Below are 24,478 nucleotides of genomic sequence, written 5' to 3'. Positions count from 1 at the left end.
TAGAATGGACGACGCCCTTCAGCAACTGACGGCGCTGGTGGCACGGCTGCCGGGGCTCGGGCCCCGCTCGGCCCGGCGGGTGGTGCTGCACCTGATGAAGAACCGCGAGACGCTGATGCAGCCGCTCGCCGCGGCGCTGGAAAGGGTGGGGGCCGAGCTTTCGCATTGCGGCATCTGCGGCAATCTCGACACCCGCAACCCCTGCCGCATCTGCACCGATCCGAAGCGCGACCCTTCCAGCCTTTGCGTGGTGGCCGACGTGGCCGACCTCTGGGCGCTGGAGCGCGGGCGGCTGTTCCCCGGCCGATACCATGTGCTGGGCGGCACCCTTTCGGCCTTCGACGGCGTCGGGCCGGACGATCTTTCGATCGGGGCGCTGAAGGCGCGGGTTCTGGGCGATCCGCCGGTCGCCGAGGTGGTGCTGGCGATGAACGCCACGCTGGAAGGGCAGACGACGGCGCATTTCGTCGCCGAGGCGCTGGAAGGCACCGGCGCCCGCATCACCCAATTGGCGCATGGCGTGCCGGTGGGCGGCGAGCTCGACTATCTGGACGAGGGCACGCTGGCGCAGGCGCTGCGGCTGCGGCGGCCGGTGCAATCTTGACCGGCGCGGCTGCTGTTCCTAGCTAAAGCGAATGGCCATTCTTCCCATCCTCGAAGTGCCCGATGCGCGCCTCAGGCGCATCTCCGAGCCGGTCCGCCAAGTGACGGACGAGATTCGCGCGCTGATCGCCGATATGTTCGAGACGATGTACGACGCGCCCGGAATCGGCCTCGCCGCCGCGCAGGTGGACCGGCCCATCCGGCTGCTGGTGATGGACCTGGGCGATGGCCCTGAGGACGAGGAAGGCAAGGGCACGAAGAACCCCCGCGTGTTCATCAACCCGGAACTGCTGGACCCGTCCGAGGATTTCAGCGTCTATAACGAAGGCTGCCTGTCCGTTCCCGACCAATATGCCGATGTGGAGCGGCCGGCCAGCGTCCGCGCCCGCTGGCTGGACGAGAATGGAGTCGCCCATGACGAGCTTCTGGACGGGCTGACCGCCACCTGCCTGCAGCATGAGATGGACCATCTGAACGGCGTGCTGTTCATCGACCATCTGTCGCGGCTGAAGCGGGACATGGTGATGAAGAAGCTGGAAAAGGCTCGCGCCGAAAAGGCGCGGCGCAAGCCTTCCAAAGCCGCGGCCTGATCGGTGGGCGGGGGGCGGCTTCCGAAGCTGGAGCATCCGCGCGCGCCGGACGATTACGAGAAGCTGGAAAAGGCGCTGCAATATCGGCTTTCGCAGATATTGATCGCCTACCACCGGCAGCAGCGCTCGGCCGTGGTGCTGCTGGAGGGCTGGGACGCCGCCGGCAAGGGCGGGCTGATCAAGCGGCTGACGTCCGAGCTGGACCCGCGATTCTTCGAGGTGGTGCCGATTTCCGCCCCCAATGAGGAGGAGCGGCGGCAGCATTATCTCAGCCGTTTCTGGGCGAAGCTGCCGCCGGTCGGCAACTGGACCATCTTCGACCGCAGCTGGTACGGCCGGGTGCTGGTGGAGCGGGTGGAGGGCTTCGCCACGCCCGAGGAATGGGGCCGCGCCTACACCGAGATCAACGCCATGGAAGCCGCCCAGTGCACCAACCACACGCGGGTGGTGAAGCTGTTTCTGCACGTGACGCAGGACGAGCAGGACAAGAGGCTGATCGACCGGCTGGAGCAGCCGTGGAAGCGCTGGAAGGTGAACCGGGAGGATTTCCGCAACCGGGCCCAGCGGGCGAAATATATCGAAGCCTATGAAGACATGTTCGAGCGCACGGACACGGCGATTGCGCCCTGGCACATCATCGGCGCCAACAGCAAGAAGCAGGCCCGCATCGCCGGGCTGACGGTCATCGCCGACCGGCTGGCGGAAGGCGTGGACCTTTCCGATCCGCCGCTGGACGCCGAGCTGAAGAAGCTGGCCGAGAAAGAGCTGCGGGTGAAGCTGAAGCCGAAATAGCCGGCCCGGGATTGCAAACCACATTGGTTGTTCCACGTGGAACATTATCCTACATTGTGGTTTCAAAGACTTGGCTGGAAAAGCTGTAGGATGGGCATCCCCATTCGTCGCCCCGGGCTTGACCCGGGGGCCAGCTTTCTTCCTTCAGTGCCGCGCCAGCCGAAAAGCTGGACCCCGGGTCAAGCCCGGGGTGACGATGGCGGGGGGAGGGGTTTTTCAAGACGGATAGGCGATTTCCAGCACTTCCAGATGGCGCTCGCCGGCGGGGAGGCGGACGGTTCTGGTCTGGCCGGCGGTGGCGCCCTTCAGCGCGATGGCGACCGGGCTGTTCCAGGCGATCCGGCCCCGGCCGGCGTCGGCCTCGTCGCGGCCCACCAGCGTCAGCGTCTGCTCGCGGTCGTCCTCATCCACCACCTTCACCGTGGCGCCGAAGAAGATGCGGGCCTTGTCCGGCTGCCGGCGCGGGTCCACCACTTGCAGGTTCGCCATCCGCTTCGACAGATGCGCCAGCTCGCGGTCGATTTCCCGCAGGCGCTTGCGGCCGTAGATATAGTCGCCATTCTCCGAACGGTCGCCGTTGCCGGCCGCCCAGCTGACGGTTTCCACCATCTGCGGCCGTTCCGTGGCGAAGAGATGGTCGTAGCGGGCCTTCAGCGCCGCCATTCCGGCCGGCGTGATCGGGTCGGCCATCAGGGGTTCTTCAGCCAGTCGGACACGCGCGGCCGCGCGCCCTGGCGCTTCGGCTCCAGCAGGCTGTAGACGACGGCGTTTTCCGAGACGCGCTGCACATAGTTGCGGGTTTCAGTGATGGGGATCATCTCCACCCAGTCGATGAGGTCGGCGGCGGTGGCGCCGCGCGGATCGCCGTTCATGCCGATCCATTTGCGGACATTGCCGGCGCCGGCGTTGTAGGCGGCGATCGCCATCATCGCGTTGGAGAAATTGTCCCGCCGCAAGCCGATGTAATAGCTGCCGAGGCGCAGGTTGTAGGCCGGGTCGCTGAACAGCATGTCGCGGCTGTAGGGCAGGCCCAGCTTGTTGGCGACATCCTGCGCGGTGGCCGGCATCAGCTGCATCAGCCCGCGCGCCCCGGCATGCGAAAGGGCGGTGCGGTCGAAGCTCGATTCCTGCCGGGCGATGGCGTGGCTGATGATCCACTCGCGCGCCGGAATGGGGGCGCTGGCCGGCAGGCGGGGGAAGGCGAGGTCGAAGGTGGCGAGGTCGCTTCCCGGGCGGGCGTTCTTCCATGTCCAGACGCCGAGATCGGGGCGGTTCATGCGCTGGCCGAGTTCGGCGGCCGCGCGCGCCTCGACGGGGTTGCCGGCGGAATCGGCGGCGGCGCGCACGAACAGCGAGGCGCGCTCGGCCGCGCCCATGTCGTTCAGCAGCTTCAGCGCCTGGACGACGGACTTCGATTCGAATTTCGCCCGGTCGGCGGGCGAGACCTGGATTCGCGGCACCATCGGCAATTCGGGCGTGCGCCCCAGCTCCTCGGTGGCGAGCTGGCCGTAATAATAGTCGAAATGCGTGGCGGCGCGTTCGAAGGCGGCCTGGGCGGCGGCCGGCTGCCCGCGCGCCTTTTCGGCGCGGCCCAGCCAATAGTCGCCCCGCGTCTGGCTGATCGGCGTGGTGACGACGCGGTTGAATTCGTTGAAATGCTTCTGCGCATTGTCGAAGCGGGCGAGCTTCCGGAGCGCGATCCAGCCGGCGAGCCACTCCGTGTCCGAAAGGTCGACGCGCTGCGAGAGCGGCAGGGCGGAAAGATTGGTGCCGGCCGGATAGGCTTTGTGGTTGGCGAGGATTCGATAGGCGGTCTGATGCTCGCCCCGGCGCATGGCGGCGCGGCCCATGGCCAGGCGCTTTTCCAGCCAGGTCTCGGGCGCGGTGGCGCCGGCATCGGTGTCTCCGGCGGCGAGCAGGGCCTCGGCTTCGGAAAGCCGGCCGCGGCGCTCCAGCCAGATGGCGCGGTCGTGGGCGAGGCCGGCGTTGCGGCGCAGGCGCGCGGGGACCGAGGCGACGCGGGCTTCGGCGTCGGCGGCGTTGGCGCGCAGGGCGATGCGGGCCTGGGCGAGCGCGCGGTTCTCGTCGTCCAGCAGGGGGACGATGCGCTGGGCGGCGCTGGTCTGCCCGGCCCAGATGAGGGCATCGGCGCGCTGCGCGTGATCGGCGGCGGTGAAGACCGGGCCGAAGCGCGTCAGCAGGGCCGATTCCAGTTCCGCCGGGATGGACGGGCGGACCCAGGCGGCGCGGGCGAGCGTTTCCGCCTCGGGGCCGGAGGAGACCAGCGCGTAGCGGGCCTGCCCGGCCGACGATTGCGGCGCCACCTGCTGGAAGAAGGCGCGGGCGCTGCCGTCGGAGGTTTTGTTGGCGTCGGCCGCCTGCGTTTCGGCGCGGCGGCGGATCGCGGTGGTGCCCGGCCAGTCGGCATGGGCGGTGAGGAAACGCGCCTGCGCGTCGAGCGGCGGTTCGGCGCCGACGGCGGGAACGCGGCGCAACCAGTCCCATGTGGCGAGCGACTGGGCGATCTGGCTTGGGGCGCCCTGGGGGGCGGCACCGCTTCGCGCGTCGTAGGCGGCGAACTGCTGCTGCAGCCAGGCGCGCGAGGCGGCCTCCTGCGGCATAGGGGCTGGCGGGGCCGGCGGGGCCGGCGCCTGGGCGAGGAGGGGCGCCGGCGACAGCAGCAGGGCGAGGAGGGCGCAGGTGGCGCGATAGCGATATTGCACAGGCATGGGTTAGTCTTTAGGCAGAGCCGCCGCCCGCGCCAAGCTTTGCCGGGGCGGCATTCGCGCCGCTTTCGGCACCTGTGGTCCCAAAGGTCAGATCATGCTCAGCATTTCCGGTTCCATCCCAGCCCTTGTCACGCCCTTTCGCGACGGCCGGGTGGACGAGAAAGCGTTCGAGGCCTTCGTCGACTGGCAGCTGTCGGAGGGCTCGTCCGGGCTGGTGCCTTGCGGCACCACCGGGGAATCGGCGACGCTTTCCATCGAAGAGCATGACCATGTGGTGGCGCTGACGGTGAAGGCCGCGCGCGGCCGGGTGCCGGTGATCGCCGGCTGCGGCTCCAACGACACGGCGGTGGCGCTGCACCATATGGAATCGGCGGCCAGCGCCGGGGCGGATGTGGCCCTCGTCGTCTGCCCCTATTACAACAAGCCCGGCCAGCGCGGGATGATCGCGCATTTCCGCCATCTGGCCGACCATGGGCCGCTGCCCATCCTGATCTACAACATCCCCGGCCGCTCCGGAATCGACATGGCGACCGAGACGATGGCCGAGCTCGCCGATCATCCGAACATCATCGGCTGCAAGGAATCCACCGGCGATATCGAGCGGATTTCCCAGATCCGCCAGGAATGCGGGCCGGATTTCCTGATCCTGTCCGGCAATGATTACATGACGCTGGGGATCATCGCCCATGGCGGGCATGGCGCCATCTCGGTGACCGCGAATGTGGCGCCGGCGCTGAACGCGCAGCAGGTGAAGGCCTGCCTTACCGGCGACTTCGCCTCGGCGCTGGCCTTGCAGGACCAGCTCTACCCGCTGCACCGGGCGCTGTTCACCGACGCCTCGCCGGGGCCGACGAAATATGCGCTGGCCGGGATCGGGCGGATGCAGGCCGACACGCGGCTGCCGATCGTCGAGCCTTCGGCCGCCTCGCGCGCCGCCGTGGACGCGGCGCTGGCGCACGCGGGCATCGCGCCCTAAATCACTGGCATGGCACGCCCCAGACCATCCCCCACCAAGGTGAAGACCGTCGCCGAGAACCGGCGCGCGCGCTACGAATATGCCTTCGAGGATGTCTATGACGCCGGGATCGTGCTGACCGGGACCGAGGTGAAGGCCCTGCGTTCGGGTGAAGGCAATATCGCCGAATCCTATGCCGAGGTGAAGAATGGCGAAATCTGGCTGGTGAACGCCCATATCCCCGAATGGAGCCACGGCAACCGCTTCAACCATGAGCCGCGCCGGGTGCGCAAGCTGTTGTTGACGCAGCGGGAAATCACCAAGCTGCACGGCGCCGTCGCCCGGCAGGGGATGACGCTGGTGCCGCTCTCCGTCTATTTCAACGAGCGCGGCAAGGCGAAGATGGAACTGGCGCTGGCCAAGGGCCGCAAGCTGCACGACAAACGCGCGCACGAGAAGGAAAAGGACTGGAAGCGCGAACAGGGGCGGTTGCTGCGCGAGCGGGGGTAGGCGGGGTGTGTGCCTCCGGCGCACTCGGATGGCGACACTGGGATGTCTGAAGGGGCTCTGCCCCTTCACCCCGGCAGGGAAATGATTTCCCTGCACCCTCTTTTTTTCGGGTGGTGGTGAAATGGGCGGGTCGTGCGCGCGGATTTGTTGATTGCCTGCGGCGCTTTGCATCGACTTTGCCCGTCACCCCGGGCTTGACCCGGGGTCCAGCTATTTTGCCCGACACTCGAAGACGATCCGCCAACTCCGGCGCGCAAGAAAGCTGGACCCCGGGTCAAGCCCGGGGTGACGGGGGAGGCGGTGGTTGATGATCCGCCAGCTCGGCGCTTGTGGCGAGCCCCGCCGACGCATTCCGTCGGAAAAATCGCCGGATCGGTTGCAGAGCGGCCGTGGCAGTCACATCTTTGCCGTAAAGTCGGGCCAGCCGAGCCTTGAAGCGATGAAAAGAGGCCCGGCAGGGTCTTAAGAGGACGAAGCGTTGCGGGACTGGTTCAGGATACCGACGAGAGAGGAGCTGATGGCCAGTCGCTGGCTGCAGCCCTTCGCCGTCCACCTGTCCAGCCCGCTCATCTGGCGGTTCAACCGCCGCGGCGTGGCGCGCGGCACGGCGCTGGGGCTGTTTTCCGGCTTCGCCGTTCCCGTTGCGCAGACGCCCTTTGCTGCCCTGTTCGCCGTGGGCGCGCGGGCGAACCTGCCGGTGGCGGCGCTGGCCACCTTCGTGACCAACCCGCTGACCGTGCCCTTCATCTACTTCCTCGCCTACAAGGTGGGGCGAGCGGTGCTGCGGCTGCAGACCGACACGATCCTCGCCCTTTCCCCCGACGCCGGGGTCATCGAGCGCAGCCTGATGTGGATGGTGACGCTGGCCGGCCCGACCTATGTAGGGCTGCTGCTGTTCGCGCTGGTGTCGGCGGTCATCGGCTTTTTCGGCGTGCATCTGGGTTGGCGGATCTGGGTGGGGCAGCGCTGGCAGCGGCGGCAGCGCGCGAAGAGCCTTCGGCATGGCGCGCTGAGCCTGAAAAGCTGAACGCCCCCAGGTTGAGAAGCCATACAAGTAATTGATATATTTGCGTCATCCCGGGCCTGACCCGGGATCCGGCTTTTTGCCCTGGTGGCGGGAAAGCTGGACCCCGGGTCAAGCCCGGGGTGACGAAGGGAATATGGGGCTTCAGCCTGAAGTTAAACGCTTGGCCGCCTGGCCGTGGACCGACTTGCATCAGGGCAGGAAAGGTCGGGCGGGCGGCATGTCGGCGGTTGGGGATTTGGGCGGTTCGGATTTCCGCCCGGCGAAGGTCCGGACGGAGGCGGTGGGGCTGTTGGCCGCCGGCCTTGCCCATGATCTCAACAACATGCTGGGCGGCATCGTCGCCACCGCCGAACTGCTGCAATTGCGCGGCGCGATGGGCGGGGAGGATGCGCGCGACCTGTCCGCCATCATCGACCAGGCCGGGCGGGCGAGCGGGCTGATCCGGCAGATCCTCGCCTTTTCCCGGCAGGACATATTGCTGCCGGTGACGGCGCCGCTGGACGGCCTGCTGGACCGCTTCGCGCCGATGCTGGAAGCCCTTTTGGGGAAACAGGCGGGGTTCGAGCGCGAGAAGGGCGCCCCGGTTTCGGTTCGGATCGACCCGACGGCGCTGGAGCGGGCCGTCGTGAACCTGCTGCTGAACGCGCGGGCGGCGGTGGGGCCGGGCGGGCGGATCCGGCTTTCCACCGCGCGGCTGGCGCCGGGGCAGCGGCCCGAGGCCGGGCGCGGCTTCATGCCCGCGCAGCCCTATGGCGCGCTGAGCGTGGAGGATGACGGGCCGGGCGTGGACCCGAGGCATGCGGCGCGCATTTTCGAACCCTATTTCTCCACCCGCCCAGATGGGCAGGGGCTGGGCCTTTCCACCGCCTTCGGGCTGGTGAAGCAGTCGGGCGGGTTCCTGTTGCACGACCGATCGGCGCTGGGGGGCGCACGCTTCACCCTTTATCTGCCGGAAGCGGCCGAGACGCCCTTGCGCGAAGAGCGGCCGGCAGCGGCGCCGGTGCCGGTGATCCTGCTGGCGGAGGACGATCTGATGCTGCGCATGTCGGTGGCGCGCGGGCTGGAGCGGCATGGCTATCGGGTGCGGCAGGCCGGGGACGGCGAGGCGGCGCTGAAGCGGCTGGAGGGGGAGCGGCCGTCGCTGCTGCTGTCCGACATTCGGCTGCCGGGGATGGACGGAGTCGCGCTGGCCCGCGCGGCCCGGGCGGCGCACCCGGATTTGCCGGTGCTGCTGGTGTCCGGCTTCGCGGACGAGGCGGCGCGCGCCGCCCTGCCCGGGCTGGGCATCGCTTTTTTTGCCAAGCCGTTCACGCTGAAATCGCTGGGCGAGCGGGTGCGCGAGCTGATTTGAGGCGATTGCGACGCGGCGCTTGCAGGGCGGGAACAAAAAGGGTACGCGGGCTTGCGCATGGCGGCCGTGGCGGCTAGGCGATTGGCAGGGTCTCAAGGCTCGCGCGGGCCGGTATGCAAGGGGTTCAGATGGACAGGGAAAAGGCGCTCGAAGCGGCACTGGCGCAGATCGACCGGGCGTTCGGCAAGGGCTCGGCGATGAAGCTCGGCCAGCGCGAGACGCTGGAGATCGAGTCCATCTCGACCGGATCGCTGGGGCTGGACATCGCGCTGGGCATCGGCGGCCTGCCGCGCGGACGGGTGGTCGAGATCTACGGGCCGGAATCCAGCGGCAAGACGACGCTGGCGCTGCATGTAATCGCCGAGGCGCAGAAGGCCGGCGGCGTCGCCGCCTTCGTGGACGCCGAGCATGCGCTGGACCCGATCTATGCGAAGAAGCTGGGGGTCGACACCGACAATCTGATCGTCTCGCAGCCGGACACCGGCGAGCAGGCGCTGGAGATCACCGACACGCTGGTGCGCTCCAACGCCATCGACGTGCTGGTGGTGGACTCGGTGGCGGCGCTGGTGCCGCGCGCGGAAATCGAAGGCGAGATGGGCGACAGCCATGTCGGCCTGCAGGCGCGGCTGATGAGCCAGGCGCTGCGCAAGCTGACCGGCTCCATCGCGCGGTCGAAATGCGTGGTGATCTTCATCAACCAGGTGCGGATGAAGATCGGCGTGATGTACGGCAACCCGGAGACGACGACGGGCGGCAATGCGCTGAAATTCTACGCCTCCGTGCGGCTGGACATCCGCCGCACCGGGCAGATCAAGGACCGGGACGACATCATCGGCAACGCGACCCGGGTGAAGGTGGTGAAGAACAAGGTGGCGCCGCCGTTCCGGCAGGTCGAGTTCGACATCATGTATGGCAGCGGCATTTCCAAGACCGGCGAGATTCTGGACCTGGGCGTGAAGGCGGGGCTGGTCGACAAGTCGGGGGCCTGGTTCTCCTACGACAGCACGCGGATCGGGCAGGGCCGGGAAAACGCCAAGAAGTTCCTGACCGAGAACCCCGAGATCGCCAGCCGCATCGAGGCGGCGATCCGCGACAATGCGGCGGGGGTTTCGGACGCGCTGATGGCCGGGCCGGAGCCTGACGACGATCTTTGAAGCAAGGCGCTGCCACGGAGGCAGGGCGGGCAGGCTTGCGGCGAAACGCCCCGGACGCAAGGCCGCCGCGATTCCATCGGGGCGGGTTTGCTTTACCTTCGGCGGTAGCCGGGACCTGTCTGCCGAGTCTTTCTGCCTCGGGAATGCGCGATGACTGTTTTGCCGGGCCGAAGAGCCATTCGATGAATCCATTTGGCGGGAAGGACTTCCACGGGTTTTCTCGCCCAGTTCGAGCGAATTGGGCGTCTGGAAGGCCTGTATCCGCCCTTTAGGGTGGAATTCCTGTCATATTTCTGCTATGAGCTTGGCTCTCGGGATAGCTTCGGGCCGGGTATGGGTGCGTTGCACCTTGATCCTTGCTCTTTAGCTTGTCTGTCCCGGGTATCGTCAACGGGCGGTTGGGTTCCGCGTCTCGCTTGGAACTCCCGCCGGGATCAAGAAGTCGTCGCGCGAGACCGGTTCTGCCCATGCCCCCTCGTCAGCGCCCCTCAGCCAGCGCCCGATCACGCCCGATCATGGACGTATCCGCAGAGGAACCCTTTTCGCAGGTGTTCCTGTTTGCCGAGTTGCTGGTCTGAAAGCCCTGCCCCTGCCTCAGGATGCCCCGCTCGGGCATCGCCGGCACGGGCCAGATGGCGGCGATGAAGAAAGCGGCGGATCCGGACTCGGGCCACAGGAAAGGATAGCGAATCCAATGGCAGCAAAGGCACTCAGCTTCCAGGTGGGTGACAATGTCGTGTACCCCAAGCACGGCGTGGGTCGGGTGATCGAAATCCAGTCGAGCGAAATCGCCGGGGCGAAGCTCGAGCTTTATGTGCTGCGTTTCGACAAGGAGCGGATGACGCTGAAGGTTCCCACCAACAAGGCCGAGTCGGTGGGCATGCGCAAGCTTTCGAGCGAGGCCACGCTGAAGGACGCGCTGCTGACGCTGAAGGGCAAGCCGCGCATCAAGCGCATCATGTGGTCGCGCCGGGCGCAGGAATATGAAGCCAAGATCAACTCGGGCGACCTTGTGTCGATCGCCGAGGTGGTGCGCGACCTGCACCGCGCCGAAGACCAGCCGGAGCAGAGCTATTCGGAACGGCAGATCTTCGAGGCGGCCATCAGCCGGCTGGCGCGCGAAGTGGCGGCGATGAAGAATATCGACGAGCCGGCCGCGCAGCGCGAGATCGAGGATGTGCTGAAGGCGGCCTGATCTCGCTGAACGAGGTAGGGGCGCGGAAGGGAAAGGCCTTCCGCGCCCTTTCCTTGGGTGATTGTGCGGTTTGCAAGCCCAGGCGGCGAACCTCGGTTCCGGTGGGAAGCGGCGGCTATGCAACGCCCTCGCCAACCCGGGCTTGACCCGGGGGCCAGCTGTCTTCCTCAAGCGCTGCGCTGGCGGAAAAGCTGGACCCCGGGTCAAGCCCGGGGTGACGGGTGTTGGAAATGTCCATTGTCCGGTCGGCGACTGGACAATTGCCGTCGGTTTGTCAGTTGGTTTGTAAACCGCATGATCGCCTTTCTTTGTCTGGGTGGGGTTTTGGGCTGGAGCTTGTGGCGTATCCCCACCCCAGCCCCTCCCTGCAAGGGGAGGGCTTTTGCCGGGCTTGTGCCGAGGTCTTGCGCGGCGTAGATCGGGGCGAGAGAGGGACCACGCATTCGGGGAGAAAATCCTTGCGCCTTTCGCTTGCCCTCATTCTTGCCTTCGCCGCCGCGCCCGCTCTTGCCGCCGAGCGCAGCTTTCCCGTCGGCGACTTCGAACAGATCGTGCTGACCGGTTCCACCGATGTGCGGGTGACGACGGGCGGCCGGGTTTCGGTCGTGGCCGAAGGGGCGGCGGCCGACCTCGACCGGATGGATATCCGGGTGGACGGCAAACGCCTGCTGATCGGCACGAAGAAGGGAAGCGGCAAGTGGTCATCGCGGGAAGGGGTTAAGGTGCGGGTGAGCGTGCCGAAGCTTTCGGCGGCCACGATCAGCGGCTCGGGCGATATCGGGATCAACCGGGTCAGCGGCCCGTTCGGCGGCCGGATCAGCGGCTCGGGGGATATGGACATCGCTTCGGTCGACTCCCCGGCGTTGAGCCTGGCGGTGTCCGGGTCCGGCGATATCGATGTCGGCGGCGGGCGCTGCGGCCAGGGGAGTTTCACCACCACCGGAAGCGGGGAAATCGACGCCGCCAGGGTCCGTTGCGAGACGGTGAGCGCCACGGTGACCGGCTCGGGGAATATCGACGCGCAGGCGACCGGCACGGCGGCGCTGAACGTGACCGGCTCGGGCAATGTCGTGGTGACGGGCGGCGCGCGCTGTACCACGCGGACGACCGGCTCGGGGACGACCCGCTGCAGCTAGGCGGCAGCGCCATTCCGCTGTTTTTCCACGACCTTCTGCCATTCGAATGAGTCCATTCGAACGGCAGAAGATTTGGGTTGGGGATTCGCTGTCCTTTCGTCACCCCGGGCTTGACCCGGGGTGACGGGGAAGTTGGGTTTGCAGCCTAGAGGAGCGACAGCCCGGCCAGTTCCGCGGCGAGGTCCGGCGGTAGGGGTTCGCTGCCCGACTGGTCGGCGGGCCATAGCTCCTCGGGCAGGTAGCGCCAGCCCTGGTGCGCGCGGCGGTGCACCGGAACCACGGGAATCGGGCCGGGTTTCAGGCGGATGACGGCGATCGGGCCTTCCGCGCCCGCCGCTTCCTCGACGCCGAGGATAGGCTGGCGGGCGATGAGGCTGTGCTTCAGAATCCAGAAAAGCGAGCCGCCCGTGAGGTCGCGGCGCGGAATTCGGGCGGAGGTGAGGCGCACATGCGCTTCCGCGCCCGCCCCATGGGTGAACAGCGCCTGCCGGGCGAGCAGGTCCTCGAAGGACTGGCAGGCATAGGCGACGCGGGTGAGGCCGAGGCGGCTCAAATCATGTCACTTCACGAGGCCGGATGCGGTCGCCAGCCCGAGGAACAGCAGGAAGCCCATCGAATCGGTGATCATCGTCACGAACACTGAGGAGGCGACGGCCGGATCGACTCCGAGGCGCTTCAGGCCGAGCGGCACCAGCACGCCGGCGAAGCCGGCGATCAGCAGGTTGAAGAGCGTGGCGGCGGCGATCACCAGGCCCAGTTGCGGATGGCTGAAGATCAGCGCCACGCCGGCGCCGAGCAGCAGGGCGATGGTGACTCCGTTCATCAGCGCGATCGCCGCTTCGCGGCCGATGGTGCGCCGGGTGTTGGCGTCCGTCATCTGCCCGGTGGCCAGCGCGCGGACGATGACGGCCATCGTCTGGTTGCCGGTGTTGCCGCCGATCGAGGCGACGATGGGGGAGAGGGCGGCCAGCACCACCATCTTCTCGATGGTGGCGCCGAAGCTGGCGATGACGCTGGCGGAGACGATGGCGGTCAAGAGATTGGCGACCAGCCAGCGGATGCGGGCCTTGTAGCTGTCGATCACCGGCTCGAAGATGTCGCCGTCGCCGGCGCCGGACAGCTTCAATATGTCCTCGCCGGCTTCTTCCGCCACGATGTGGACGATGTCGTCGGCGGTGATCACACCTTCCAGCCGGCCGTCGCGGCCGACGACGGCGGCCGAGATCAGGGCGTATTTCTGGAAGCGCAGGGCCACTTCCTCCTGGTCCATGTCGACCGGGATCAGCGTCTGCTGGCGCTGCATCACGTCGGTGACCGATATCCAGCGCGGCGCCGTCAATATCCAGGACAGCCGCAGGGTGCCGACCGGCCTGTCGTCGGCGGAGACGACGAAAATCTCCCAGAAATCGGTGATTTCATTCTGTTCGGCGCGCAGATGGTCGATCACTTCGCCGACCGTCCAATGCTCCGGCACGGCGATCAGCTCGCGCTGCATCAGCCGGCCGGCGGAATCCTCCGGGTAGGAAAGCGCGGTTTCGATCGCCTCGCGGTCGTCGGCGGAGAGCTCGTCGAGGACGGCTTCCTGTTCCGCCGGCTCCAGCTCCTCGATGAGGGCGACGGCGTCGTCCGTGTCCATCTCGGAAACGGCTTCGGCGACCTGCGCGGCGGGGAGTTCGCCCACCACCTCGTCGCGCACCCAGTCGTTGAGTTCGGCGAGGACGTCGGCGTTGAGGTCGGTGCCGAGCGCGTTGGCGAGCCGGCTGCGGTGGTCGCTGTCGATCTGCTCGAACAGGTCGGCGATGTCGGCCGGGTGCAGCGGCTTCACCAGCGCCCGGACTTCGCCTTCGTCGCTGAGATCGAGCGCGGTTTCGACGGCGCGCACCAGCTCCGGCCGCAGCCGGTCGTCGGCGATCGCCGGGGGGGTTTCCGTCTCGGTCATCGGGCGGTGGATTGGGCCTGTGGGCGGCAGAATGCAACACCCCCCGATTCGGGGCGTCAGAGGCCGAGCAGGAAGGGAAGGGCGGCGGCCGAAGCGGCGAGGCTGGCGAGGAGCGGCCAGGCGGCGCGCCAGCCCCGGGCGTTGGGGGCGATGGAGAGGATGAGGATCGCCTTGACGGCGGTGTTGGCGAGCGCCGGCAGGAGCAGGAGGGCGCCTGCGCGCCGCGGCGTGAGCAGGTCTTCGGGGAATTGCGCGAGCGTGATGATGGCGGCGTCGACATCGGCGAGGCCGGTGATCAGCATGACGAGGCCGATCCCCATGTTTCCGAATTCGTCGAGCGCCCAGCGCGAGGCGACGGCGAGCAGGGCGACGAAGCCGGCGAGGAGGAGGGCCGGACCGAAGTCGAGCGGGTTGCCGAGTTCCACGTCGCCGTCCTTGAGGTCGGAGGGGCTTTTGCGGACGGCGCGCCAGGCGAGCGCCAGCTGCACGGCGAGCGCCGGCGCCAGCAGCAGCGCGAGCGAGGGGAGGGCCGGGCGGATGAGAATGGCCGTCAGCACCAGCGCCCGCGCGAACATCACCGCCGAGGCCAGCGAGATTCCGGCGACGAGCGCGCCCTCGGCCGGGCTTTCCTGCCGCAGGCGGCGGGCGTAGCTGACGCTGACGGCGGTGGAGGAGACGAGGGCGCCGGCGGCGGCCGTCGCCAGCAGCCCCTTTTCGGCGCCGACGCGCCGGGCGGTGACATAGCCGAGGAAGCTGAAGCCCGAGACCAGCACCACCACCGTCCAGAGGCTGCGGGGGTTCCAGGCGTCGTAAGGCCCCATCATCCGGTCCGGCATCAGCGGCAGGATGACGAGCGCGACGATGGCGAAGCGGCTGGCGGCGTCGATTTCCGCCCGGGCTATGCCGCGCAGGAAGCGGTGGAGCGGCCGGCGCATGGCCAGCAGCAGCACGACGACGGCGGTGGCGGCATAGGCCGCCACATGCTGGCCGGAGGCGGCGAGCCCGCCGAGGCCGAGCGTCAGCAGGCCGGCAACGGTGCCGGTGACGCTGAGATCCTCCGGGTTGCTTTCGCGGACATAGCCGATGAGGAGGGCGACCATCGCCGCAGCGAACAGGATGGCGCCGAAGAGCGGGGCGAGGAGAGCGGCGAGGCCGCCGGCAAGGCCCAGCAGGCCGAAGGTGCGGAAGCCGGCGACGCGGTGGCCCGAAGGCGCGTCGCGCGCCTGCCACCCGCGTTCCAGGCCGACCAGAAGCCCGATCGCCAGCGCATGGCCCAGCGGCTGAAGGAGGGGCACCGTCTCCATCGGAAGCAGTCTAGGTTGAGAAATCATACAAGCAATTGATATGTTTTCCGCCATTTCGGGCCTGACCCGGGGGCCCGCTTCTTTCAGCCGCCGGCGGGAAAGCTGGACCCCGGTCAAGCCCGGGGTGACGTAGGGGGTATGAGTTCCTGACCCCGCCCGACGTGGGGTTCGCGGCCGGTGCCCTCAGACGGCGGAGGAGAAGCGGCCGGCGGTGGCCGCGCGGTGGCGGTCGAAGCAGGCGGCGATGGCGCGGGAATAGGGCAGGCCGTCGGGCAGGATCTGCAGCCGGTCGTCCTCCAGCCGGCAGAGGCCGGCTTCGAGGAACGGGGTGAGGCGGAGTTCGGAGAGCCTGTCTCCGGGAAGGCCGGAAAGGTCGGCGGCGCGGCCGCAAAGGAGGTCTTCGATCACCAGCGCCCGCTCGCGGTCGTCGGCGCTGCGTTCGACCCCCAATGTGCCGGCCGGCTGCCCGCCGAGCACGCGCATGCGGTAGCGGCCGGGGTTCTTCTCGTTCTGCACGATGCGTTCGGGGAGCGAGGTGATGGCGGTGGCGCCGACGCCCAGCAGCGCCTCCGCCGGATCGTCGGTGAAGCCCTGGAAGTTGCGGCGGAGCCGGCCCTCGCGGGCGGCGGCGGCGAGCGGGTCCGCGGCTTGCGCGAAATGGTCGAAGCCGACGGGTTCGAGGCCGGCGGCCAGCAGCCTCTGGTGCCCGCGCGCCGCCTGCCAGAAGCGCAGTTCCACGTCCGGCAGGTCGCTGGCGTCTATCCGCCTCTGCCGGGGAATGAGCGCGGGGACATGGGCGTAGCCGAATAGCGCGATGCGGTCTGGCGCCAGCTCCAGCGCCGAGTCGAGCGTGCGCAGCAGGTCGTCCATCGACTGGCCGGGGAGGCCGTACATCAGGTCGAAGTTGAGGGAGGTGACACCGCTGTCGCGCAGCATCGCCACCGAGTCCGCGATCATCGCCCGCGGCTGCACCCGACCGATGCGCTGCATCACATGCGGTTCCAGCGTCTGCACGCCGAGGCTGGCGCGGCTGGCGCGGACCTTGCCCAGCAGGCCCGCCCATTCCCGGTCGAGGGTGCGCGGGTCGAGCTCCACGGAGATTTCCGGGCCTTCGCTGCCGAAGAGGGTGAGGATCTGGCCGATCAGCCGCACGAAGCCCAGCGGGTCAAGCGCGTTGGGGCTGCCGCCGCCGAGGCTGAGGCGACCGAGCCGCACCTTGCCCGCCACCTGCCGGGCGAGCCAGTCGATCTCCGCCTCCAGCGCTTCCAGATAGGATTGCACCCGCTCGACGCGGTTGGAGCGGTTGGTGTTGCAGCCGCAATACCAGCAGATCTCCTTGCAGAAGGGGATGTGCGCATAGAGCGAGACGGGGGTGCCGGAGGCGAGGGCGTGCAGCGCCTGCACCTGCTGCGGGGCGCCCACCTCGTCCCGGAACTCCGCCGCCGTCGGGTAGCTGGTGTAGCGCGGCACGGCACGTTCGAGCAGTTCGGGGTGATAGGGCCACATGGGCGTGAGACTGGCGCATCGGCGCATTTTCCTCGTTGATCGAAGTCAAGCCGTTTCTTGGCCCCAATCAACGACGGCCGCCGCTGGAGGGCGCACCAGCGGGCTTGTCGAAAAAGCAGATGGCCCAACGCCAAGGAGACAGAAAAGCCATGAAGCCACACGCCATTCTCGCCATGGGGGTTGTTGCCGCCGCCGTCGCGGTGCCCGCGAACGCCGCCGCCGGGGACTGGATCCTGCGCGCCCGCGCCATCGCCGTCGCCCCGCAGGACAGCTCGGGGAAGATCCAGCCGGCCTTTCCGAACGAAGGCGTGACGGTGAAGACCGCCTATGCGCCGGAAGTGGACATCACCTATATGGTGACCAACAATCTGGGGCTGGAGCTGATCGCCGCCACCACCAAGCATTCGGCTTTCGGCAAGACCGGCACCACCGGCTCCATCGGCAAGCTGGTCGACACCTGGGTGCTGCCGCCGACGCTGACGCTGCAATATCACTTCATGCCCGAAGCGAAGTTCCGCCCCTATGTCGGCGCCGGGGTGAACTACACCATCTTCTACAATTCGCGCGCGTCGGGCAGCCTGGAGGATGCCGTCGGCGAGACGGACGTCAGCCTGTCGAACAGCTTCGGCTGGGCGTTGCAGGCCGGCGCGGACGTGCCGATCAACGAGAAGATCTTCCTGAACTTCGATATCAAATATATCGACATCGACACGACCGCGCGGCTGAACACCACCGCGATCGGCCAGCAGCGGGTTCGGATCAATATCGATCCGCTGGTGATCGGCTTCGGGATCGGTGTGCGGTTCTGAGGTTGGGGGGTGGGGTGTTTTCCCCACCCCTTCGCTTCAGCGGGTCGGTGCGGAATTCCGGAACCTCGTCTCCACGGGCCTGGCTCGGGGCCGGCTTTCCTCCCGGAGCGCCGGGCGGTGAAAAAGCTGGACCCCGGGTCAAGCCCGGGGTGACGATTGGTTCGGTTCAAGCGGGATTGGGCTCTGCCTCGCCCTCTGCGTGCAAGGCTAGTCGCCGGCCAGGGCCACCAGCCGGGAGCGGTCGACGATGTGCAGGGCGCGGCGGCCCGGAAGCTCGATGACGCCCGAGGCGCGCATGGCGGAAAGCTGGCGGCTGACGGTTTCGATCGTGAGGCCGAGCACGTCGGCGATCTGCTGCCGGTCCAGCGGAAGCTCGAAGGTGTCGAGCGGCTGGTTGGGCTGGCAGCCGGCTTCGGCGAGGCGCGACGACATTTCGAGGAGGAAGCTCGCCACCTTCTCCGTCGCCGACTTGCGGCCGAGCAGCAGCATCCAGCGCCGCGCGCGGTCGAGCTCGTCCAGCGCGCGTTCCAGCAGGCGGTGCTCCAGCTCGGGATGGCTGTGGGCGAAACGGTCGAAGGCGCCGCGCGGGAACAGGCAGACGCGCGAATCGATGAGGGCGGTGACGCTGTGCTGGCTGCGCTCGCCGAAGGGGCGGCCGATGAAGTCGGACGGGTAGACGACGCCGACGATCTGCTCCCGCCCGTCGCTGGTGGAGGTGGAGAGCTTCAGCACGCCTTCGATGACATTGGCGACGAGGAGGGCGTCCTCCCCTTCCCACACCAGCGTGCGGCCGCGCGGCACCGTCTGGATGCGGCCTTCGCGGCCGAGCGCGTCGCGCACATCGGGTTCCAGCGCGGCGCAGATGGCGCGGCCTTTCACCACGCAATGCTCGCAATGCCGGTCTCCGGACGGCCGGGCGCTGAGTTGGGCGGTCGTTTGCGGCACGAATTGGTCCCCGGTTTGCGGAATCGTGCCAGACCATGGGGCAGGTTTACGGGCGTGTAAACCGCCGGCTTCGCGCCTGCGCCACCATGGCGCAGGGCGTGCCTCAGCCGAGCATGGCGGTGAGCGCGGGGGTGAGCCTTTCGCGGAAGCCGCTTTCCTCGCGCAGGATGAGGTGCGCGGCGAGGCCCCGCCCGCTTGCCCAGCGCAGCCCCTTGTCCGGCCCCAGGACGGTGATGGCGGTCGCTTCCGCGTCGGCGATCATGGCGCTTGCGCCCAGCACCGCGACCGAGGCGACGCGGTTTTCGATCGGGCGGCCGGTGGCGGGGTCGAGGCTGTGGGAGAAGCGCCGGCCGCCGTGGAATTGCGCGCGGCGATAGTCGCCCGAAGTGGCAACGGCGAGGCCGGCAAGCGCGAGGCGGAGCGGTGGGAAGGCGCTGCCGGGGGGCTGCTCCACATCCACCCACCAGGGCTGCCCGTCCGGGCGGACGCCTTCGCCGCGATACTCGCCGCCGATGCCGATCAGGAAATGCCGGTGGCCGGCTTCGAGCAGGGATTCCGCCACCCGATCGACCGCCTGGCCCTTGGCGATGCCGTTCAGGTCGAGCCGGACTCCGCCCGGTTGCAGCAGGGCGCCGTCCGTCAGTCGCAGTTCGCGCCAGCGGCCGGCGGCGTGTGGGGCGGTTTCGGTGGGGAAGGGGCGCTCGCCCGCCGGGCCGAAACCCCAATGCTCGCTGAGGGCGCCCAGCGTCGGGTCGAAGGCGCCCTCGCTTGCCTCGGCGAGGTGCAGCGCCGCCTCTACGACCGTGCGGAAGCCTTCGGACAGCGGCTGGCGGGTTCCGGCGGCGGCGCGGTTGAAGCGGCTGATTTCGGAGCCGCCTTCCCACAAGCTGGATTCGGCGACGACCTGGCGCAGGGTTGCCCGCACCCGTTCGCGCGCGTCGTCGCTTCCACCCGCCTGACGGTCGCCCGCCAGCGCCAGCGACCAGCTCGTGCCCATCGTTTCGCCGGCCAGCCGGCGGACGGGCGCGTCCGGCGCCAGACCCGCGAACAGATCCGGCGCCAGCGTGGCCGGAATGGCGACGCGCGGTTCGAAGGCCAGCGTCAGGGGGCCAGCACTTCCATGGTGCTGATGTAGACGAGGCGGCGCTGGCTGGCGCCGGGGACGCTCGGCTTGTCGTCCTGAAGCTGGGCTTCCATCCAGTACATGCCGGGGGTGGCGAAATCGAGCGTCAGCACGCCGTTGGCATCGGTCTTCAGCGCCTTGTCGTTCAGCTTGTCGCGGTAGCGGATTCCGCCGGGCACCAGTTCCACTTCGATTCCGGCGGCCGGCTTGCCGTCGGCCAGGAAGCGGACCTTCGCGCTCTCCCCGGCGACGAGGTCGTTCGGGTGCGTCAGCCATTCCACTTCCAGCCCCTTGCCGCTGGGCTTCAGCACGGTGGTGGTGGGGGCGCCGGCGGTCACGAAGATTTCGTTGCGGAAGCTGTTCTCGCTGATCTTCACGTCGGTGGCGCCGGCGGGGATCAGCTTGGGCAGGTCGGCGGCGGCGGTGCCGCGCGGCAGGCGCTTCTCCTCGCCATTTTCCTTGTAGCTGCCCATCACCCCGGTCATGCTCGTGCCGATCTTCCAGGTGCCGGGCCGGTTCAGCTCCACGTCGAAGACCGAGCGGTAGCGGCCGGTCGCCGGGTTCTGCAGCTTGCCCTCGCTGCCGTCGGGCTGCCACACCTTCATATTGGCGAGCTGCATCGGGAAATGCTCGAAATAGAAGAGGTCGTTGGAGATGGCGGCGTCGACCGTCACCCAGGCCTTGTCGCCGGACAGCACGGTGGCGGACGGCAGCAGCCACTGGCGGTGCGCCAGCGCCGGGGTGGCGGAAAGGCCGGCGAGCAGCGCGGCGACGAGAAGGCTCTTGCGGAACATCTGTTTCTCCCTGTTTTGCTTAGGGTTTCACGGTGAGGGTGGCGGCGCCGAGTTCGGTGGTGCCGGCGGCCTTGGCGGTGGCGACGCCCTTGGGCGGCCACTGGAAGGGCAGGCGGAGGATCTCGCGGCCGCCCACTTCGCGCGAGGCTTCGATCAGCAGTTCATATTTGCCGGGCGCGAGGTTGCCGAGCGGCCCCTTTCCGGCGGTGAAGCTGATCTTGTGCGTGCCGGGCGCGCGGGTGGCGCCGGTGACGCCATCGACCGGGAAGCTGAGCGTGCGGCCGGACTTGCGCCACCAGGTGCGGATGTCGCGCAGCCACTTCTCGCCCTCCTTGTCCGCCAGCTTGGTGTCGTACCAGACGGCGAGCGTCTTCGCTTCGCCGCCCTCCGGCTCGATCCAAATGGCGATATAGGGGCGGTGGTATTCCGCCACCTTCAGCGTGGGGATGGTGAGCGAGACATCCAGCCCGGCGGCCAGCGCCGGCGAAGTCGCGAACAGCAGGATGGGGGCGGCAAGCAGGTCTGAACGCATGGCTGTTCCTAGTGGATGAAGAACATGGCGAGGAGGAGCGGCAACAGCAGGCCCAGGCCCACCAGCGGCCAGGTGGACGGGCGGCGGTGGGCGTGGAGCCACAGCAGCACGAGGCCGGTGATCGCGAACACCAGCGAGGCGACCGCGAAGATGTCGATGAACCAGGACCAGGCGGTGCCGGTGTTGCGGCCCTTGTGCAGGTCGTTCAGATAGGAGATCGCCCCGCGCGAGCTGGTTTCGGCCAGCACCTCGCCGCTTTCCCGGTCGATCGCCACCCAGCCGTCGCCGCCGGGGCGGGGGAGGGGGACGTAGATTTCATCGGCCGACCATTCGGCGGTGGCGCGCGGCTTCACATCCAGTTCGCTGCGCAGCCAGGCGGCGATTTCGGGCGGCAGCGGCCGTTCCTGCTTGTCCGCGCCTTCGCTTTCGCGCGCGGCGACGAGAGGGCGCAGGGTTTCGGGGAGTTGCGCTTCCCGTTCGACTGTGACGGGCTTGCCTTCGATCTGGCCGGCGTGGTTCAGCGTGATCCCGGTGACGGTGAACAGCAGCAGGCCGACCAGGCTGACGGCCGAGCTGATCCAGTGCCATGTGTGCAACTGCTTCAGCCAGAAGGCGCGCTTGGCCTTGGCGGTCTTGTCCGGGGGAGGGGCAGCAGTGCCGTGCATGATGGCCTGCTATCGCCTGCCGGGAATAAGTGCAACTCATTCGCAACAGCATGGAGTAATAATATTTCGGTGGAGTAAAATCCGTGTCGCTTCCGTTGCGGCGGGGCTTGGCGGGGTCAATCCGGCTGGAGCTGCACGCGGGCCGTCTTCAGGCGGTTCAGCAGCCCGATGCGGAAGCGGGCGGGCCACCAGGAATAGAGAAGCAGGTCCAGCGGATGCCAGAGCCCGACCCAGCCGGCGATGACCAGGCTTTCGCGCAGCAGCGTCTGCGCGAAAGGCGGCAGGAAGGTGAAGAGATCGACCAGCGCCGACAATGTGAGGCAGACGGCCAGAAACAGGCCGCCCACCCGCAGGGACTGCCCGGTTTCCCGGCGCAGCAGCTTCAGCCCGTCCTCCTCGCTGGCGATCTGCGCGGCGGTATAGGCGCTGAGCGCCGCCTGCAACTGGGCTTCGCTGTCCGCGCCGGCCTGCGCGGTGGGCAGGCGGATACTGAGAGCAAGCGGCGTTTCGCGCGGCAGCTTCTGGCGCTTCAGCCGTTGCAGGACCATGTCCACGCCCGACTGGCCGAGATGGCTGCCGGCCATCGGGTCGAGGGCGGGGGCCTCGAAGAGATAACGCGCCTCCGCGAGGGAGAGCGTCATCGCATGGCAATCCGACTCTTCGGAAAGCTGGACGGGGGGTGGCTGCATCATGGTCCTCATCTAGCGGCGGCTGGTTGGCGTTGAAAAGCGGCGGCTTGCACCCTTGCCATGGGTTCGGGCGCGTGGGGTTGGTCAGGCTGGCCGGGCTTTCACCCAGAAGGCGGCATACATGCCGCTCATGGCGAGGAGATAGGCGAGGGCGGCACCCGTCGCGCCGAGACGCGGGATCATGAACAGCAGCAACAGCAGTTCCGCGCAGGCGGCGGTGACGAGGATGCGGTAGGTGGCGCGGCTTTGCGACTGGAACTTCAGCAGGGTGGGGGTGAGAGCCAGCAGCACCGTCACGGCGTTCGCAAGCGCGAGCAACCGCAGCGGCTATTGGCCGCCGTTGGCGAAGCTCGGCCGGAACAGGGCGAGGATCGGGCCGGCAAAGCCGATGAAAAGCAACAGCAGGGTGAAGACCAGCGGCAGCAGCCACCGCAGGAGCTCCCCTCGGAGCGCGGCGATTCCGGCCTGGGCGGCGCCGAAGCGCAGCAGCCCTCGCGCCCTGCCGAGCGGGCCTTCGCCGAACAGCGCGGGGAGATGGCGCAGAGCGTGCTTTTCGCCGCCGAGCGGCGCCATGGTCGCAAGCAGGATGAACAGCGAAGCGGCAAGGGCATAGGCGTCGAACGCCTCGACGCCGAACGCCCGCGCCGCGACCAGCGTGACGAGGAGCCCCAGCGCCTGCCCGGCGATGGCGATCGCCACCAGCCCCTCCGGGCGGCGCGCCAACCGCTTCCATGCCCCCTCGCCGTGGCTCCACTGCGGGGTTCGTTCGCCTTTAGAAGGCGACACGAGCCCGGAAGCTGAGCACCACAGCGTATCCGTCGTGGGATTGAGGCTGGGGTTGACGACCAGTTTATAGACCGGGGTGACGGCGAAATTCGGGGTGATGGCCAGACGATAGAAGACTTCCGCCGTGCCCTGGTCGCGCAGGTCGAAGGGGAGCGGCAGGGGGATCTGCGCGTCGTTCGGCTTCGACCAGCCGATGCCGACGCCCAGCAGGTCCGCCGTGCGGCTGGCGGGGCGCCAGCCGAAGCCGCCCGTCAGGTTGATTTCCGCGAAGCCGCCGGTGCCGAGGCCGCCGCGCACGAATCACATCAGATTGTCGTTCGCCATCTGGTTGATATTGAACGCTAGGCCATAGGCCTTGTCCTGCGGGCGGGTGATGTCGCCGGGGCCGCGCGGTTTCAGCGGGTCGCGGTACCAGAGCGTGACGTGGAGGTTGTTGCGGTCCATCGGGCCGCGCGCGTGGATCGGCGCCGGGCGTCGGGCGAAGCTGCTGCTTCCCAGTTCCACGAAGTAGAAATGCTCGTTGCGGCTGAAGAAGTCGTCCACCGTCCAGCCCGTGTCGCTGGAATTGGCGGTGAACATCCCGGTCTTCACATAGAGGTTTCCAAGACTGCCGCTGCCCGGATAGGCGGCCACCACGAAGCCGGCGCCGCGAAGCGGGCTGGCGATGGTGGGGCTGGTGGAAAAGGCCATGCTGAGGAACTGGCGGTTGTCGTCAAAGAAGGGATAGGCGTTGACGAAGTTCGGCGCGAAGATCTTGCCGACGGTATATTGCAGCCGCCCGCCCGCCACCGTCTGGCGGATATAGGCCTGGGTGATCCCCAGCGAGAAGTCACCCCAGGTGGCGGCCAGAGGCACGCCCGAGCCGGCGAGGACGCCCCCGGCGAGAGGCGCATTGTCCGACCCGAAGATCGGCGGCCTGTCTTCTATGGCGATGTCGAAGCTGAGCTGGTTCGGCTTGCCCCGGTTCAGCAGCGCGGCGGAGGCGTTGAAGGTGAATTTGTGGCCGACCGCCGTTTTCTCGTCGACCAGACTGTCGGAATAGTTCTGCACCAATACGCCGTAGGAGCCGCCGAAGCTGATGCCGGTGCGCTGCTCGAACCGTTTCTTGAAGGCGAACCACGGTGGCAGCGTCGGGTGGGCGTTGGTGAGGCTGGTCTGCGGTGTGGAATCCTCTTGCAGATCGCCTTCGACGGAAAGCGAGCCATCCAGAAGTGGCGGCAGAGCCTCGGCGGCGGCGTCCGAAGTCGCGTCTGCGGTGACGGCGGGCGAGGGGGCCTGCTGTGCGAGCGCCGGGGCGGCCGCCAGAGCGGCGGAGAGCAGCAATATACGGGTCATGTCGGTTCC

Annotated in this window: 26 protein-coding genes; 11 read left to right on the top strand and 15 right to left on the bottom strand. The window is 68.2% G+C overall.

The features are described from left to right. Positions 1–4 precede the first annotated feature (4 nt). Genes recR through L6Q21_RS15990 form a run of 3 tightly spaced genes read left to right on the top strand, consistent with a single transcriptional unit; the run spans position 5 to position 1,985 of the window. Entirely contained in the window at positions 5–604 is a 600-nt protein-coding gene (gene recR / locus L6Q21_RS16000) for a recombination mediator RecR (RefSeq protein WP_237831749.1), read from the top strand. A gap of 31 nt (positions 605–635) precedes the next feature. After that, positions 636–1,193, top strand: coding sequence for a peptide deformylase (def, locus tag L6Q21_RS15995; protein ID WP_237831748.1), 558 nt, complete (start codon positions 636–638; stop codon positions 1,191–1,193). Between the two features lie 3 nt (positions 1,194–1,196). Next, positions 1,197–1,985, top strand: a complete 789-nt coding sequence (locus L6Q21_RS15990) for a polyphosphate kinase 2 family protein (RefSeq protein WP_237831747.1) — start codon at positions 1,197–1,199, stop codon at positions 1,983–1,985. A gap of 216 nt (positions 1,986–2,201) precedes the next feature. Here L6Q21_RS15990 and L6Q21_RS15985 read toward each other — a convergent pair whose 3' ends face one another. Beyond that, positions 2,202–2,675, bottom strand: a complete 474-nt coding sequence (locus L6Q21_RS15985; RefSeq protein WP_237831746.1) for a GreA/GreB family elongation factor — start codon at positions 2,673–2,675, stop codon at positions 2,202–2,204. Beyond that, positions 2,675–4,714, bottom strand: coding sequence for a lytic transglycosylase domain-containing protein (locus L6Q21_RS15980; RefSeq protein ID WP_237831745.1), 2,040 nt, complete (start codon positions 4,712–4,714; stop codon positions 2,675–2,677). Before L6Q21_RS15980 ends, L6Q21_RS15985 begins: the two co-directional genes overlap by 1 nt. Before the next feature lie 94 nt (positions 4,715–4,808). Between L6Q21_RS15980 and dapA the strand changes: the two genes are divergently transcribed. The 7 genes from dapA to L6Q21_RS15945 all read left to right on the top strand — a co-directional run bounded on the left by dapA (position 4,809) and on the right by L6Q21_RS15945 (position 12,042). Next, on the top strand, positions 4,809–5,690 hold the full coding sequence (gene dapA, locus L6Q21_RS15975; RefSeq protein ID WP_237831744.1) for a 4-hydroxy-tetrahydrodipicolinate synthase: 882 nt from the start codon (positions 4,809–4,811) through the stop codon (positions 5,688–5,690). Positions 5,691–5,699: 9 nt separating this feature from the next. After that, on the top strand, positions 5,700–6,179 hold the full coding sequence (gene smpB, locus L6Q21_RS15970) for an SsrA-binding protein SmpB (protein WP_237831743.1): 480 nt from the start codon (positions 5,700–5,702) through the stop codon (positions 6,177–6,179). A 517-nt stretch (positions 6,180–6,696) separates the two neighbouring features. Next, on the top strand, positions 6,697–7,206 hold the full coding sequence (locus L6Q21_RS15965) for a DUF2062 domain-containing protein (RefSeq protein WP_237831742.1): 510 nt from the start codon (positions 6,697–6,699) through the stop codon (positions 7,204–7,206). Between the two features lie 217 nt (positions 7,207–7,423). Further along, on the top strand, positions 7,424–8,557 hold the full coding sequence (locus tag L6Q21_RS15960; RefSeq protein WP_237831741.1) for a response regulator: 1,134 nt from the start codon (positions 7,424–7,426) through the stop codon (positions 8,555–8,557). A 128-nt stretch (positions 8,558–8,685) separates the two neighbouring features. After that, positions 8,686–9,711 (top strand): recombinase RecA, encoded by a 1,026-nt coding sequence (recA, locus tag L6Q21_RS15955; RefSeq protein ID WP_237831740.1) that lies wholly within the window; start codon positions 8,686–8,688, stop codon positions 9,709–9,711. Positions 9,712–10,405: 694 nt separating this feature from the next. Continuing rightward, positions 10,406–10,906 (top strand): CarD family transcriptional regulator, encoded by a 501-nt coding sequence (locus L6Q21_RS15950; RefSeq protein ID WP_237831739.1) that lies wholly within the window; start codon positions 10,406–10,408, stop codon positions 10,904–10,906. Positions 10,907–11,364: 458 nt separating this feature from the next. Further along, on the top strand, positions 11,365–12,042 hold the full coding sequence (locus tag L6Q21_RS15945; protein ID WP_237831738.1) for a head GIN domain-containing protein: 678 nt from the start codon (positions 11,365–11,367) through the stop codon (positions 12,040–12,042). Positions 12,043–12,187: 145 nt separating this feature from the next. Here L6Q21_RS15945 and L6Q21_RS15940 read toward each other — a convergent pair whose 3' ends face one another. The 4 genes from L6Q21_RS15940 to L6Q21_RS15925 all read right to left on the bottom strand — a co-directional run bounded on the left by L6Q21_RS15940 (position 12,188) and on the right by L6Q21_RS15925 (position 16,791). Continuing rightward, positions 12,188–12,595 (bottom strand): DUF1489 family protein, encoded by a 408-nt coding sequence (locus L6Q21_RS15940; protein ID WP_237831737.1) that lies wholly within the window; start codon positions 12,593–12,595, stop codon positions 12,188–12,190. Between the two features lie 6 nt (positions 12,596–12,601). Further along, positions 12,602–13,981, bottom strand: a complete 1,380-nt coding sequence (gene mgtE / locus L6Q21_RS15935; RefSeq protein ID WP_237831736.1) for a magnesium transporter — start codon at positions 13,979–13,981, stop codon at positions 12,602–12,604. 56 nt (positions 13,982–14,037) lie between these two features. Beyond that, the gene (locus L6Q21_RS15930) at positions 14,038–15,285 is read right to left on the bottom strand and encodes an MgtC/SapB family protein (protein WP_237831735.1); all 1,248 of its coding nucleotides are present in this window, start codon (positions 15,283–15,285) and stop codon (positions 14,038–14,040) included. A gap of 183 nt (positions 15,286–15,468) precedes the next feature. Further along, positions 15,469–16,791 (bottom strand): radical SAM protein, encoded by a 1,323-nt coding sequence (locus L6Q21_RS15925; protein ID WP_237831734.1) that lies wholly within the window; start codon positions 16,789–16,791, stop codon positions 15,469–15,471. A gap of 149 nt (positions 16,792–16,940) precedes the next feature. On the opposite strand from L6Q21_RS15925, the gene L6Q21_RS15920 reads away from it, so the two are divergent. Further along, positions 16,941–17,600: an OmpW/AlkL family protein gene (locus L6Q21_RS15920; RefSeq protein WP_237831733.1), complete on the top strand. Its 660-nt coding sequence runs from the start codon at positions 16,941–16,943 to the stop codon at positions 17,598–17,600. 207 nt (positions 17,601–17,807) lie between these two features. Here the strand turns inward: L6Q21_RS15920 and L6Q21_RS15915 are convergent, their stop codons facing one another. The 9 genes from L6Q21_RS15915 to L6Q21_RS15875 form a co-directional block, all read right to left on the bottom strand. Further along, positions 17,808–18,545 carry a Crp/Fnr family transcriptional regulator gene (locus L6Q21_RS15915; RefSeq protein WP_237831732.1) on the bottom strand — a complete coding sequence of 246 codons (738 nt, stop codon included), beginning with the start codon at positions 18,543–18,545 and terminating at the stop codon, positions 17,808–17,810. Positions 18,546–18,648: 103 nt separating this feature from the next. Beyond that, a complete protein-coding gene (locus tag L6Q21_RS15910; RefSeq protein ID WP_237831731.1) occupies positions 18,649–19,542 on the bottom strand; it encodes an FAD:protein FMN transferase in 894 nt (297 codons plus the stop codon). 104 nt (positions 19,543–19,646) lie between these two features. Beyond that, positions 19,647–20,462 (bottom strand): DUF4198 domain-containing protein, encoded by an 816-nt coding sequence (locus tag L6Q21_RS15905; RefSeq protein ID WP_237831730.1) that lies wholly within the window; start codon positions 20,460–20,462, stop codon positions 19,647–19,649. A 19-nt stretch (positions 20,463–20,481) separates the two neighbouring features. Continuing rightward, a complete protein-coding gene (locus L6Q21_RS15900) occupies positions 20,482–20,994 on the bottom strand; it encodes a DUF2271 domain-containing protein (RefSeq protein ID WP_237831729.1) in 513 nt (170 codons plus the stop codon). A gap of 8 nt (positions 20,995–21,002) precedes the next feature. Next, positions 21,003–21,659, bottom strand: coding sequence for a PepSY-associated TM helix domain-containing protein (locus L6Q21_RS15895; protein ID WP_237831728.1), 657 nt, complete (start codon positions 21,657–21,659; stop codon positions 21,003–21,005). A 116-nt stretch (positions 21,660–21,775) separates the two neighbouring features. Then, the gene (locus tag L6Q21_RS15890; protein ID WP_237831727.1) at positions 21,776–22,351 is read right to left on the bottom strand and encodes a hypothetical protein; all 576 of its coding nucleotides are present in this window, start codon (positions 22,349–22,351) and stop codon (positions 21,776–21,778) included. An 81-nt stretch (positions 22,352–22,432) separates the two neighbouring features. Further along, positions 22,433–22,666: a polysaccharide biosynthesis C-terminal domain-containing protein gene (locus L6Q21_RS15885; RefSeq protein ID WP_237831726.1), complete on the bottom strand. Its 234-nt coding sequence runs from the start codon at positions 22,664–22,666 to the stop codon at positions 22,433–22,435. 9 nt (positions 22,667–22,675) lie between these two features. Further along, positions 22,676–23,431 carry a carbohydrate porin gene (locus L6Q21_RS15880; protein ID WP_237831725.1) on the bottom strand — a complete coding sequence of 252 codons (756 nt, stop codon included), beginning with the start codon at positions 23,429–23,431 and terminating at the stop codon, positions 22,676–22,678. A 3-nt stretch (positions 23,432–23,434) separates the two neighbouring features. After that, positions 23,435–24,469, bottom strand: a complete 1,035-nt coding sequence (locus tag L6Q21_RS15875) for a hypothetical protein (protein ID WP_237831724.1) — start codon at positions 24,467–24,469, stop codon at positions 23,435–23,437. Positions 24,470–24,478: the final 9 nt, after the last annotated feature.

It is taken from the genome of Sandaracinobacteroides sayramensis (assembly GCF_022014495.1).
In the GTDB taxonomy this organism is placed as follows: Bacteria; Pseudomonadota; Alphaproteobacteria; order Sphingomonadales; family Sphingomonadaceae; genus Sandaracinobacteroides; species Sandaracinobacteroides sayramense.
The sequence above is the reverse complement of the archived record's forward strand: the minus strand, read 5'-3'. Positions and strand labels throughout refer to the sequence as shown.